The 13,218-nt window shown below is 65.5% G+C and carries 12 protein-coding genes and 1 pseudogene; 7 read left to right on the plus strand and 6 right to left on the minus strand.

All coding sequences use genetic code 11. The features are described 5' to 3' along the window. The first annotated feature begins 159 nt into the window (after window positions 1–159). From QW845_RS19580 to QW845_RS19590, 3 genes are all read left to right on the plus strand, one after another. The gene (locus tag QW845_RS19580; RefSeq protein WP_315803196.1) at window positions 160–1,332 is read left to right on the plus strand and encodes an isovaleryl-CoA dehydrogenase; all 1,173 of its coding nucleotides are present in this window, start codon (window positions 160–162) and stop codon (window positions 1,330–1,332) included. A 208-nt stretch (window positions 1,333–1,540) separates the two neighbouring features. Further along, window positions 1,541–2,674 (plus strand): DUF898 family protein, encoded by a 1,134-nt coding sequence (locus QW845_RS19585; RefSeq protein WP_315803488.1) that lies wholly within the window; start codon window positions 1,541–1,543, stop codon window positions 2,672–2,674. Continuing rightward, a complete protein-coding gene (locus QW845_RS19590; protein ID WP_315803197.1) occupies window positions 2,649–3,794 on the plus strand; it encodes a M48 family metallopeptidase in 1,146 nt (381 codons plus the stop codon). The genes QW845_RS19585 and QW845_RS19590 overlap by 26 nt, the downstream gene beginning before the upstream one ends. Before the next feature lie 238 nt (window positions 3,795–4,032). Here the strand turns inward: QW845_RS19590 and QW845_RS19595 are convergent, their stop codons facing one another. Together QW845_RS19595 and QW845_RS19600 are read right to left on the minus strand one after the other, a co-directional pair. Further along, a complete protein-coding gene (locus QW845_RS19595) occupies window positions 4,033–4,770 on the minus strand; it encodes a DUF2927 domain-containing protein (protein WP_315803489.1) in 738 nt (245 codons plus the stop codon). A 120-nt stretch (window positions 4,771–4,890) separates the two neighbouring features. Then, window positions 4,891–5,463 carry a L,D-transpeptidase gene (locus tag QW845_RS19600; RefSeq protein WP_315803198.1) on the minus strand — a complete coding sequence of 191 codons (573 nt, stop codon included), beginning with the start codon at window positions 5,461–5,463 and terminating at the stop codon, window positions 4,891–4,893. A gap of 278 nt (window positions 5,464–5,741) precedes the next feature. Here QW845_RS19600 and QW845_RS19605 point away from each other — a divergent pair, with 278 nt between their 5' ends. After that, entirely contained in the window at window positions 5,742–7,289 is a 1,548-nt protein-coding gene (locus QW845_RS19605) for an acetolactate synthase large subunit (RefSeq protein ID WP_315803199.1), read from the plus strand. Between the two features lie 138 nt (window positions 7,290–7,427). Then, entirely contained in the window at window positions 7,428–7,943 is a 516-nt protein-coding gene (locus tag QW845_RS19610) for a hypothetical protein (protein ID WP_315803200.1), read from the plus strand. Window positions 7,944–8,120: 177 nt separating this feature from the next. On the opposite strand, the gene QW845_RS19615 is transcribed toward QW845_RS19610, so the two are convergent. Next, on the minus strand, window positions 8,121–8,321 hold the full coding sequence (locus QW845_RS19615) for a hypothetical protein (protein WP_315803201.1): 201 nt from the start codon (window positions 8,319–8,321) through the stop codon (window positions 8,121–8,123). 391 nt (window positions 8,322–8,712) lie between these two features. On the opposite strand from QW845_RS19615, the gene QW845_RS19620 reads away from it, so the two are divergent. Together QW845_RS19620 and QW845_RS19625 are read left to right on the plus strand one after the other, a co-directional pair. After that, window positions 8,713–8,940, plus strand: a complete 228-nt coding sequence (locus tag QW845_RS19620) for a hypothetical protein (protein ID WP_315803202.1) — start codon at window positions 8,713–8,715, stop codon at window positions 8,938–8,940. A 131-nt stretch (window positions 8,941–9,071) separates the two neighbouring features. After that, a complete protein-coding gene (locus tag QW845_RS19625) occupies window positions 9,072–10,421 on the plus strand; it encodes a ferric reductase-like transmembrane domain-containing protein (RefSeq protein ID WP_315803203.1) in 1,350 nt (449 codons plus the stop codon). An 86-nt stretch (window positions 10,422–10,507) separates the two neighbouring features. Here the strand turns inward: QW845_RS19625 and QW845_RS19630 are convergent, their stop codons facing one another. From QW845_RS19630 to QW845_RS19640, 3 genes and pseudogenes are all read right to left on the minus strand, one after another. Beyond that, window positions 10,508–11,566 carry a nickel/cobalt efflux transporter gene (locus tag QW845_RS19630; protein WP_315803204.1) on the minus strand — a complete coding sequence of 353 codons (1,059 nt, stop codon included), beginning with the start codon at window positions 11,564–11,566 and terminating at the stop codon, window positions 10,508–10,510. A gap of 7 nt (window positions 11,567–11,573) precedes the next feature. Continuing rightward, a complete protein-coding gene (locus tag QW845_RS19635; protein ID WP_315803205.1) occupies window positions 11,574–11,852 on the minus strand; it encodes a metal/formaldehyde-sensitive transcriptional repressor in 279 nt (92 codons plus the stop codon). A gap of 243 nt (window positions 11,853–12,095) precedes the next feature. Next, window positions 12,096–13,013, minus strand: a pseudogene (locus QW845_RS19640) (IS630 family transposase). Window positions 13,014–13,218: the final 205 nt, after the last annotated feature.

Here is a 13,218-nt window from a genome sequence, read left to right on the forward strand (position 1 = left end):
GGAGCGCGGGGCAAGCGCCGAGTTTGACGGGGGCTGACCCGTCAAGTCTTGCGTTGCAAGGCTGGTGTTCGGCCGGACGTCGGGCGTGACAAGCGCCACGCCACGGAATATGGCTTTGAGCTATTGTTGCAAAGCAGAAGACTAGCAGGAGGCCGCCCCGTGATCGCCAACGCGCAGCGCATGTTCAATTTCGATCTCGGCGAGACCGCGGACGCGATCCGCGAGACGGTGGCGAGCTTTTCGCAGGAGCAGATCGCGCCGCGCGCCGCCGAGATCGACCGCTCCAACCAGTTTCCGCGCGATCTTTGGCCCCGGATCGGAGAGCTCGGCCTGCACGGCATCACGGTCGAGGAGGAGTATGGCGGCGCCGGCCTCGGCTATCTCGAGCACTGCATCGCCATGGAGGAGATCTCGCGCGCCTCGGCCTCGGTGGGCCTGTCCTACGGCGCCCACTCCAACCTCTGCGTCAACCAGATCCGCCGCAACGGCAACGAGGCGCAGAAGCGCAAATACCTGCCGAAGCTGATCTCGGGCGAGCATGTCGGCTCGCTGGCGATGTCCGAGCCGCAGGCCGGCTCCGACGTGGTGTCGATGAAGACGCGCGCCGAAAAGAAAGGCGACCGCTTCGTCCTCAACGGCAACAAGATGTGGATCACCAACGGTCCGGTCGCGGAGACGCTCGTGGTCTATGCCAAGACCGATCCGCAAGGCGGCCCGCGCGGCATCACCGCGTTCATCATCGAGAAGGGCATGAAGGGCTTCTCGACCGCACAGAAGCTCGACAAGCTCGGCATGCGCGGCTCCGACACCTGCGAGCTGGTGTTCGAGGATTGCGAGGTGCCGGAGGAGAACGTGCTGGGGCAGGTCGGCCGCGGCGTCAACGTGCTGATGTCGGGCCTCGACTACGAGCGCGCGGTGCTCGCGGCGGGTCCGCTCGGCATCATGCAGGCCTGCATGGACGCGGTGCTGCCCTATGTGCACGAGCGCAAGCAGTTCGGCCAGCCGATCGGCACCTTCCAGCTCGTCCAGGGCAAGGTGGCCGACATGTATACGACGATGAACGCCGCGCGCGCCTATGTCTATGCGGTGGCCAAGGCCTGCGATCGGGGCGAGACGACACGCGAGGACGCCGCGGGCGCCATTCTGTTCGCCGCCGAAAAGGCGACGCAATGTGCGCTGGACGCGATCCAGCTGCTCGGCGGCAACGGCTACATCAACGACTATGCGACCGGGCGGCTGTTGCGCGATGCCAAGCTCTACGAGATCGGCGCCGGCACCAGCGAGATCCGCCGCATGCTGATCGGGCGGGAATTGTTCGAGAAGACGTCCTGAGGCGCCGACCGAACGGTTGGCGTATGCGGGACATGCGTTCGCCAACCGGCCAGTTGCAGATATTTTAATCATCCCCACCCAGGCCGGTGTTTTTTTCCGGCCGACTTAAGTAGAAAATGCGTCGAACCTCGGAGTCGTCCCGGCGACGAACCATCGAGGCATATTGTAGATCTTTTTGCGTGTGTCGGAGGCCTGAGCCGTGAACCAGATGAGTTACGTTCCGGAGCAGCCGCCGCCGCTTCCGCCTCTCACCGCCACCTTCTCGGGGGCGCGTGGCGAGTTCTTCCGGCTGGTCAGCCGCGGGGCGGCCATCGAACTGATCACACTGGGCTTCTACCGCTTCTGGCTCGCGACCGACATCCGCCGGCATCTCTGGGTCAACACGGCTGTCGATGGTGATGCCGCCGAATATACCGGGCGCGGCAAGGAGCTCCTGATCGGCTTCCTGTTCGCGATGGCGATCCTCGTCCCGATCTATCTCGCCTATTTCCTCATCGGCGTCGAGGCCGAGCGCTACCAGGGCTTCGCCAGCGTGCCGCTGGTGATCGCCTTCTACGCGTTCGGCCAGTTCGCCATCTTCCGCGCGCGCCGCTACCGGCTGACGCGCACGGTCTGGCGCGGCATCCGGTTCTGGATGACGGGTTCGGGCTGGGCCTATGCCGGCCGCGCCATGCTGTGGACCTTGTTGGCGGTGGTCACGCTGGGGCTGGCCTGGCCGTGGCGCGCCGCCGCGCTCGAGCGCTACAAGATGCGGCATTCGCATTACGGTGATCTCAGCGGCGATTTCGAGGGACGCGGCTGGGAGTTCTTCAAGCGCGCCTGGTATCTGTGGCTGGTCGCGCCGTTTGCACTGCTGCTGTTTCCGCTGTTTCCATTCGTCTATGCGCAGTTCAAAGCGATCGAGTGGCGCTGGTGGCTGTCGGGCATTCGCTTCGGCGGCGTGCGGCTGGAATCGGACCTGCCGAACAGTGCCTTCTACGGTCTCTACTGGAAGGTGATCGGCTGGTGGTTCCTGCTGTCGATCGCCTCCGGCGCCTATTTCAGCGGCGTCGCCGCGCTGATGATCAAGCTGCTGGGGCCGGGAAGCGACGGCCTGCCTCAGGTGCAGGCGCTGTCCGACAATGTGCCGATGCTGGTGCTGGTCGGATTGGGCTACATCGCCTGGATCCTGGCGCTCAACGTCGTGATGCGGCTCTATCTGGTGCGCGACATGTGGGCGAAGGTGCTGCAGTCGGTTCATGTGCATGGCATCGAGGCCATGGCCAATGTCGCCGCCAAGGGCGATCTGGCCAGCGCGCTCGGCGAAGGGTTTGCCGATGGACTCGACGTCGCCGGATTCTGATCCCGGGCCGGCGGGCGCTGCTGCGCCAGCCAACGCCACGCCGGTCGAGCCGGCCGCTCCGCTCGGCGGCCCCGCGGTCTATTTCGACGGACTATCCAACCGGCGGCAGACGGTCACGATCGGCCTCGCCAATCAGCTGGTGATGCGCAGCGCCGACAATTTCGTCTCCTGGCCCTATGAGGACATCCGCCGTGTCGATGCGCCGAGCGGCACGCTGCGCGTAAGCTGCCTGTCGGCGTCGCCGCTGGCGCGGCTGGAGATCCGCGACGCGGCGCTGTCGGCCGAACTGATCGCGCGTTGCGGCCACATCGACCAGAACAGGATGACCCGCGGCGCCATCGCGCGCATCGTCGGCTGGTCGCTGGCGGCCGCGGCCTCCATCGTCGCCGTCGTGCTGGTGGTGATTCCGTTCGCCTCCGACCGCCTGACGCCGCTGGTGCCGCCGACCATGGAGCGGCATCTCGGCGAGGCCGCCGTGGTGCAGATCCAGACCGTGTTCGGCGACAAGCTCTGCACCGAGGCGGCCGGGCAGGCCGCCTTCGCCAAGCTGGTGACGGCGCTGCGCCGCCCCGCCGGCCTTGACGACGGCATCGCGTCGCAGGTGCTGGACACGCCGATCCCCAACGCCTTCGCGCTGCCGGGCGGGCGGTTCTTCCTGTTCAGGGGGCTGCTCGACAAGGCCAACGACCCCGACGAGGTCGCCGGCGTGCTGGCGCATGAGCTCGGCCACCTCAAGCATCGCGACAACCTGCGGCAGCTGATCCACAATGGCGGCAGCTCGTTCCTGATCGGCCTGCTGTTCGGCGACGTCACCGGTGCGGGCGCGGCGGTCTTCGCCTCGCGGGCCATGATCAACGCGTCCTATTCGCGCGAGGCGGAGGCGGCCGCGGACGGCTTCGCGATCGAGGTGATGCACAAGCTCGGACGGCCGACGCGGCCGATGGGCGAATTGCTGTTCCGCATCACCGGCAAGGAGGACGGCAAGCGCCCGTCGCTGTGGGCCAGCCATCCGCTCAGCGAGGACCGTCTCGCCCGCATGCGCGCCGAAGACCGGCCGCCGAGCGGCCCGCCGCTGCTGAGCGCGGAAGAATGGCGGGCGTTGAAGGGGATTTGCAAGTAGCGGAGTTGCCGCCGCCGCTACTGAGTTGCCGGGTCCGTTTCGGCAAAACCGGTGTCGTCCCGGCGAACGCCGGGATCCATAACCACCGAGTTTGATTGTTGGAAGAAGGTCTCGCCCAGCGTGCTTCATCGCAGGGCCGCGGCGTATGGGTCCCGGCGTTCGCCGGGACGACACCAGAGTTTGACGCGCGATAGGAACCTCAACTAAGGGCCAAGACCCCCCGCGAACTCAACCCCTCTCACTCCGCCAGATTGTTGGTCTTCCTCACCCAGGCCCGCACATCCGTCAGCACGTCCGGCAGCACGGCCTTGACCTCGGCGAGCGTCATGCCGGCCTTGACGCGCGGGTCGTACAGCATGTTGAGGATGTACTGGTCGTAGACGTCGAAATAGCCCATCGAGACGTTGTCGTTGAACATCGTCCAGGGCACGCTCGCGGTGTCGTTGATAGGCCCGAGCGACTGCAGCAGCTCCTCATAGGCGCAATCGAGGAAGACGAAATCGCCGTTGTCGACGGTGAGGATGACGTCGGAACGCTCGATCTCGAACGCCTCGTTCTTGCGGAAGCCGGACAGGCATTGCGGATCCAGCGAGGTCTTGATCTCGCGCGCGCGCTCGCTGCCATAGGCCTGGCTGATGGTGTGGTAGAGGTCGCGGTCGCGCACCAGCTTGACGCGGACATTGGCGTCGCCGTCGGTCTCGGTCATCGCGATGTCGAGGTTGCGGATGCGGGCGGCGATGTCGCTGACGACCTTGGCGAGCTGCGCCTTGCGGTCGGCGCGGCGGCCATCGGCGAACACCCGCACCGGCGCGCTGTACTTGCGGATGCGGTCGACCCGGCCCGCCAGGTGATACTCGGCGCCGAACGCGGTCTTGAAGAAGCCGTCGGCGATCTCGGCGTCGGTGAAGCTCTTCTTCTCGACGCGCTGGCGGGCGGCGATCGCCGGGATCTCGGCGGCGGACGCCGGCAGCGGCATGGTCACGAGCGCAGCCAGCGCGGCCACCACCGCGCTCCGCACGGGGCGCCAGGAGCGGGGCCGCTCCTGGCGAGGATGCGCGCTGGGACGTTGCTTCATCGTCGCGGCCGCGTGCGGCGCTCAGTTCTTGACGATCACGGTGGTGCCGACCGAAACGCGGTCGTAGAGGTCGGCGACGTCGTCATTGGTCATGCGGAAGCAGCCCGACGATACCGCCTGGCCGATCGTCTCGGGCTCGTTCGAGCCGTGGATTCGGTACAGCGTGGAGCCGAGATACATCGCGCGCGCGCCGAGCGGGTTCTCGATGCCGCCGGCCATGTGGCGCGGCAGGTCGGGCCGGCGCCGCAGCATCTGCGACGGCGGGGTCCAGGCTGGCCATTCCTTCTTGGCGGTGATGCGGTGCACGCCGCTCCAGCGGAACCCGTCGCGGCCGACGCCGATGCCGTAGCGCAGCGCCTGGCCGCCGGGCAGGACCAGATAGAGCCGGCGCTCGCTGGTGTTCACGATGATGGTGCCCGGCGCATACTGGCTCTGGAACATCACGGTCTCGCGCGGGATCGGGCTGACGGCGCCCTGGTAGAAGTTCGGCCCGCCGCCGAAGATGTCCCTGGTGTCGAACATTTCCGCCCGCGCCATTCCGGCGCTTGCCACCGACGCCACCGCAGCAATTCCCAAAGCCAAACAGCGCTTCATTTCCATCCCCTGGCAAACGTCAAATTCCGTTCGCAGACAGGCCATAAACGGTTGCACTTCGCAACCCACGGCGGCGTGAGGCCGGTATGTGGCGACGGTCCGTGACCCAAATCCCACGGAAAATCGCCCGCGTCCTGGACCAACATCCTGTTAGCCAAGCCCGCGCATGAGCACCGTGGCGATGGCAGCAATGCGGCCAGCCCCTTTGACGCCGCGGGCGAACAATGATTGATCTGCCCAGCATTGCAAATGGCGCGCGGAATCAGCAGGAGAATAGGATGAACGGTGCGGAAAGCCTGGTGCGGACCCTGGTCGCGGGGGGCGTTGACGTCTGCTTTACCAATCCGGGCACGTCCGAGATGCACTTCGTCGCCGCGCTCGACCGTGTCGAGGGCATGCGCTGCGTGCTCGGCCTGTTCGAGGGCGTGGTCACCGGCGCCGCCGACGGCTATTTCCGCATGAAGGGCACGCCGGCCTCGACGCTTCTCCATCTCGGCCCCGGGCTCGCCAACGGCCTTGCCAATTTGCACAACGCCAAGAAGGCCCGCTCGGGCATCGTCAACATCGTCGGCCAGCACGCCACCTACCACATCGGCTTCAACGCGCCGCTGACCTCGGATATCGAAGGCCTGGCGCGGCCGATGTCGGACTGGGTGCGGACCTCGCCGAGCGCCAAGGCCGTGGCCGGCGACGGCGCCGCGGCGATCGCCGCCGCCAAGAGCGCGCCGCCGCAGATCGCGACCCTGATCCTGCCCGCCGACACCGCCTGGAACGAGGCCGAGGGCATCGCCCAGGTTCCCGCCGAGACGCAGCGCCCGAGCTATTCGGCTGAGGCGGTCGAGAAGGCCGCGAAGATCCTGCATGCCCATGGTCCGGAGACCCTGGTGCTGATGACGGCGGGGGCGCTGACCGAGCAGGCGCTGACCTTCGCCCAGCAGATTGCCGGCAAGACCGGCTGCCGGGTGATGGGCCAGACCTATCACCCGCGCATGGCGCGCGGCGCCGGCCGGTTCTCGATCGACCGCATTCCTTACGTGATCGAGCAGGCGCTGCCGATCCTGAAGAACTACAAGCACATCGTGCTGGTCGAGGCCAACGACCCCGTCGCCTTCTTTGCCTATCCGAACAAGCCGAGCATGCTGAAGGCCGAGGGTACCGAGGTCCACCGCATGACGGCGTGGGGCGAGAACTCGGCCGCCGCGCTCGAGGCGCTCGCCGGCCATCTCGGCGCCAAGGCCGCGGACGTCAAGCCGCAGCCGCTCGCCGAGCTGATCAAGCCCACCGGGGCGCTCAACCACGCCACCATCGCGCAGGCGATCGCCTATGCGATTCCGGAGAACGCGATCGTGGTCGACGAATCCATCACCACGGGTCGCGGCTTCTTCCCGCCGACGGCGGCCGCCAAGCCGCATGACTGGCTGCAGAACATGGGCGGCTCGATCGGCTTCTCGACCCCCGTGGCGACCGGCGCCGCGGTGGCCTGCCCGGATCGCAAGGTGATGTGCCTCGTCGGCGACGGCAGCGCCATGTACACGATCCAGTCGCTGTGGACCCAGGCGCGCGAGAACCTCAACGTCGTCACGGTGGTGTTCGCCAACAGGATCTATCAGATCCTGCGCGGCGAGTTCGACGGCGTCGGCGCCGGCGAGCCGGGCCAGCGCGCCCAGGACATGCTCAAGATCGACCGCCCGACGCTCGACTTCGTCGCCATGGCCAAGGGCATGGGCGTTCCCGGCCGCGCCGTCACCTCGGCCGACGAGTTCAATGCCGCGCTGGCCGAGGCGAACGCCGAATACGGTCCGCGCCTGATCGAAGTGCAGATGTAGGTTCCTCCGCCCGCAACCCGGCGGCCGCAAATCGGCCGCCGGTTGATGGCAGCGTCATGTCAGCATTTATGTGGTTGGCGACTCAGCACGATCGCGTGTTGATGGTGACGTCTCCATCGTTTGTTTTGTTTGGGCGGCATGCACAGCGAATTGAACCGGCTGATCTCCGCGTTGCAGGAGTTCTATGCGCGCGAGCGCTTCATCCTCGACCGCGATCTCGGTGAGCGCGCTTTGACGCACCGGCTCTCGGTGCATCTGGAGCGCAACTTCCTCGGCTGGGACGTCGATTGCGACTACAACCGGCTCGGCGACCGCGCCATGCTGCTCCCGCGCGGCACCATCGTCTCGACCGACGACGAGCTGGGAAAATCGATCTACCCCGACATCGTCGTGCACAAGCGCGCCGTGCCCGACAATCTGCTGGCGATCGAGGTCCGCAAGGCCGGCAACCACCAGCCATTGGCGCACGACCGCCACAAGCTGATGGCGCTGACCGACCCGCATCTGTGGTTTGCCTATTGGATCGGCGTGCTGGTGATTCTCGACCGCCGCCACGTGATCACGCCGGAGGTCTATGTCGGGGCCCGAATCGACCAGGTCCTGTCGGCCTGGTTCGCGGGGCGATTGCAGCAGATGGGGCTGGCGGCCGCATAGACACGTCAGATCACGGGCGCTGAGACCCGCATCGTGAGAGGCGCCGCCAGCGGCGCGTCCATGAGGCGCGGGAAGAAGAGATCAGACGCGATTGCGCTCTCCAGACGGGACCGGGACCGACCGGTCCGAGCCACTGGCAGCGCCGGGCGTGCCCCTTGAGGCACGCCCGCGCTGGATCTACTTCGACATGCCGTCGCCGGACGTCTTCTTGGCCGACTTCTTCTTCGTCTTGCTCATCTTCATGGTGTCGCCCCCGCCCATGGCGTCGCCGCTCTTCGCCGACTGGCCGGTGGTCGTCATCGGCTTCTCCGTGGACTGGGCAAGAGCGGCCGACGAGACGAACGCGAGGGCGGCGGTGGCGATGATCAGTTTACGCATGCGGAAAACCTCCGTGGGTTGGAAACGCGCCGGACCATAGGCGAATTCGATCCGCGGCGTTCTGACGCAGGAATCAGGAAAACGTGAGAGTTCCGCCCCGCAAAAGCCGACTTGACCGGCGGCACGGGCAGCGCCGAGGGCATTCTGTGACGATTGTGCCGGGCGCAGGGAGCCCATGCGCGGGTGAGCGAGGCCAATTTGGCCGAGTGCATCTACGCAGCAGCCTCCACCTGCGGCTGCGGGCTCCGGGCTCGCATCGCGATGCGGTGGCCTCGTGGCGTCATGGGAATGAATGTCATGCCAAAAGGTTTAGCGCCCGGTTCTCTCTTCCAAGGAGATCGCGAGGTTCGCGCACCGCGCTCTCGCTGACGCTCAGGCGGAGCGCCGTGACATGGCGGTGCCGACGCTCGCGCCCTTGCGGACGGCGCAGTCTCGCCAGCCCGAAGCGGCCATGGCGCTGCTATGGATCGTCGATCAGTTCTGCCTGCAGCGCGACGTCGCAGCCGAGATCCCGGCCGAGGTTGCTCGAGCCCACGATCAGGCATCGGCATTCTCGCCAAGCTCGGGCGCTGCCTCGAGGCCTTCCGGATCAGCTATCAACGGTCATCAGCCAAACTAACTGAACGAGAACACCCTGCGAGCCCTGTTGAAGTTGGCTTGCAGCTCATGACGATCAGCCTTGAGCCAGCTCAAGGCTGCGCCGCTTAATCAGTCCAGGATTGCGTCGATGTCGTCGTGAGAGAAGCCCGCATGCAAAATCTCAAGCGAGCATTTTGGGGGACCCTGGCGGTTCTCTCGCTGCTGTGGCTGGTTGCGGAACCAGATCCATTTGGACCGGGCGCCTTCTTTCCACTCCGTGAAAGGATGGTGCAGCTGAGTGGAGTCCTGGCAATCGGTTGCATGAGCATGGCGATGATCCTCGCATTGCGACCGCGCTGGCCGGAGGCATGGCTGGGCGGCCTCGACAAGATGTACCGCCTGCACAAATGGTTCGGCATCGCGGCCCTTGTGACCGCCATCGTCCACTGGCTCTGGGCCAACGGTCCGAAATGGGCGGTCGGCTGGGGTCTGCTGGCGCGGCCGGAGCGTGGGGCAAGGCCGCCCATCGCGAATCCCGTCGAGTCTCTGTTTGCGAGCCTGCATGGATCGGCCGAGGGGCTCGGCGAGTGGGCCTTTTACGGCACGGTGGTGCTGATTGCCTTGGCGCTCGTTCAGTCCTTCCCGTATCGGCTGTTCTACAAGACACATCGGCTTCTCGCCCTGGCGTACCTGGTGTTGGTCTTTCATGCGGTCACGCTGACAAAGTTCAGCTACTGGATGTCGCCGCTCGGCTTGACCATGGCGGCGATGCTTGCCTGCGGGACGTGGGCGGCCGCGATTACGCTGCTGCAACGCGTCGGCGCCGGGCGGCAGGTCAAAGGCAGGATCACGTCGCTCAAATACTATCCCGGCGTCAGAGCCATGGAGACCGAAATCGAGGTGTCCCATGGCTGGCCCGGGCACAAGCCGGGCCAGTTCGCCTTTGCCACGTCGGACGTCTCCGAGGGCGCCCATCCCTACACAATTGCGTCCGGCTGGAACGCTGAGGACCCCAGGATCACCTTCATCACCAAGGAGCTCGGGGACCATACGAGCCAGTTGCGGGAGAAGCTCCATGTCGGGCAGGAGGTGAAGGTCGAAGGCCCCTATGGCTGCTTCACCTTCGACGACGATTGCACACACCAGATCTGGATCGGCGGTGGCATCGGTATCACGCCTTTTGTCGCCCGCATGAAAGAGCTGGCGATGCGGAAGGGGAGCCCCGATTTCCCTGTCGCGAGGGTGGACTTGTTTCACACCACGGCGGATGTCGACGAGGAGGCCTTGGGAAAGCTCGCTGCGGACGCGCGTTCAGCCAATGTCCGCCTGCACGTTCTCATCGACGCCCGCGACGGACGACTGACGGGCGACCGTGTTCGCCGGGCGGTGCCGGACTGGCAAAACGCAAGCATCTGGTTCTGCGGTCCGACCGCCTTCGGCGAGGCTCTCAGGCGAGATTTCGGTGCGCAAGACTTTCCTATCAGAGAGCGATTCCACCAGGAGCTCTTCGCGATGCGCTGAGAGGCTTGCGCTCAGGGCATGTCCTTGGCGCAATTGGACCCGCTGCGAACGTGCTGCTCGGGCCCGCCCACCGGAGCGCCTCCGCTTCAGATCATCAGTTCGTGCAGGCCCAGCCAACCCGTATAGGTCCCGACCAGCACGATCAGAGCAGCCGAGAGATAGGGCGCTCGGTGCGCGAAGCGGCTGAAGCCGGACCAGTGGCGCTCGACATGCCGAAGGCTGAGTGCGGCGAGCACGCCGGCGGACACCATGGTGATGGCCAGGCCGATGCCGAAGCACAGCACCAGGACGAAGCCTAGGCTGAACTGCTTCAGTTGAATGCACAACAGCAGGACCGTGATGGCGGCGGGGCAAGGGATCAGGCCGCCGCTCAGTCCGAACAGGACGATCTGTGCGGTCGTGACCGTACGGCCGGCGAAGCGCCTGCGAATGTCGTCGGCGTGGGCGCGCGCATGGGCATCGTCCTCGTCGCCGAGGTCCATGTGATCGTGCGTGTGCTCCTCGAACAGCATCTCCACGGAGTCCCCGGCAAGCGTGATGCGTGCCTTGAAGGCGTGCGGCTCCGGGATCTCCTCGATGCTCTCCAGGACGTCGCCGCTGGTCCGGAAGCTGAACCGCTGCTCGCGGCCGTCGTCGCGGACGGTCGTGACGTGGAGCGTGTCGGCGGCCGGGAGTGCGGTCTCGTCCCGGATCCGCCAACGCGGCGGCACGCCGTCTTCGAAGATCTCGACCGACAGCGCGTGGCCCGCGAGCGCGACCGATCGCGGCCCGTCGTGATGATGATGGTCATGGTGCCCATTCTGGTCGCGCCAGGTGCGCCAGACCATCCAGGCCGCGATGCCGATGATGATGACGGCCGAGATCAGTTGCAAAAAGGCTTCGCTGCGCGCGCCCGAGAGCTCCTGGCCGAAGTGAAGGCCGGCGAGTGCGACCACCCATACGATCGCGGTGTGGGAGATGGTCGCTGAGAGGCCGAGCAGAACGGCCTGCAGGACGGTGCCGCGGATCGCGACGATGAAGGCGGCCATCATGGTCTTGGAATGGCCGGGCTCCAGGCCATGCAGCGCACCCAGGGCAATCGCGCTGGGCACGAACAGCCACGCATGCGCGCTGCCTTGCTGGAGCAGTTGGGACAGATCGGTCATGACAGTCTCACTTCAGATAGGTCCGCACGACCTCGATCAGGTCGGCGGCACCCTTGGCCCTATCGGGATCGCTTTCGTGCGCGGGGTCGACGACATGGTGCCGGATGTGATCTTCCAGCAGCTCGGTGGTCAGGCCTCCGATGGCGCCCCGGACCGACGCAACGAGCATCAGCACGTCGGCGCAGCCGAGCTCCGCCTCGAGCGCGCGCTCCACCGCGTCGATCTGGCCCTTGATGCGCCGGACGCGCGCGAGAAGCTTGGACTTGTGCTTGATGGTATGCGACATCGAGATAATATAGGGGGGTACCCTATATAGGTCAACCTCCCACGTCGGTCGGCCCCGTCGTGCCGGTCGTTGCACGGGACCCACGAGCGGTGCGGCTCAAGCAAGGTGAGGATCCCCCGTTCTGATTGAGGACTGCCAGGCAGAGCCGACGGCTTCGGGGAGCGTATCGCATTCTAGTGCCGGGAATCATAAGCGAGTGATAGGCTGGCCTTTGAAGGGGCGTTGACGGACCTTTTTCTTGGTTCAGACGAAGGGCTCAGCTCTGTCATTGTAGGCTTTGACATAGGCACCGATGTGCTGCTTGAGACTCGTGAATGAGGCGCCGCTCAACGACTGCTCCTGTAAGATCGAAACCACACCTCGACCTGGTTGAGCCATGACGCACTCGTGGGCGTGAAGTGAAATTTCACGTTGGGATGCGCCTTGAGCCGATCCATGAAGTCGAGAAGCTCGACCCTGCGACGCCGTTTCGAATGTGTCGCAAGGACTATCTCGGTGGCGACCTCCAGTGCAGCAAACAGCGTGGTCGTGCTGTGCCGTATGTAGTCGTGGCTTTGCCCGGTCAGAGATTTGCAGTTGGGCAGTTTCAGATATCCCTGCGCTCGCTCCAGGGCCTAGATCGACGGTCTTTCGTCCACGCACAGAACGATCGCCTTTCGGGCGGGGCCGCATAAAGGCCGACCACATCGGCCGCTTTGGCCGCAAACTGGGGATCGTCACTCTCGCACGCAAGACTTGCGAACGGCGAGATCAATCTTGTCGCTGCGCAAGAATCGCCAGACATATCGGATATCAACATCGCCAAGTTCCCGGGCCAGCAGCGGTCCGGTCCAGCGCCCGTACCCGGCGGAAGGCGACCTATCGAGCAACTTGAAAATCTGCTTGTCGGTGACCGTCGTGTAGATCCGCTGCTTGCCCGGCAGCGGCTTGCTTTGCAGGCCGTCAAGCCCATGATCGCGCATAGCGATGCCGCCAAAGGCTGACGATCCGTGGCTGAACCCCAACCTCCTTGGCGATCGACCGGGTGCTGCGCCCGGCCGCTGCCAGCAGAATGATCTTTGCTCTCTTCAAATCGCGTTGAAGCGTCACCGGCGAGCGGCAACGTTTCTCAAGCGCCTCGCGATCTTTCAGCGACGGGCGGACTTCTCCTGCTTCGGGTATCTCCTCAATGTTGAATCACGACTCACTTCCTAAGGAAAGTGGGTACTAGCTCAAAACGGAGAGGCACAATGAGCGTAACGGATAAGCCGCTCTACGCCACGTGGGCCTCATTGCGCTGGTCGGCGGCTTGGTGGTCGCCAACAACACCGGCCGCCTTCGGTACTTCGTTGGGTTGCCGCTCTGAGAGCCGCCACGGCTGTCTGGT

The organism is Bradyrhizobium sp. SZCCHNS3002 (genome assembly GCF_032377435.1).
Taxonomy (GTDB): Bacteria; Pseudomonadota; Alphaproteobacteria; order Rhizobiales; family Xanthobacteraceae; genus Bradyrhizobium.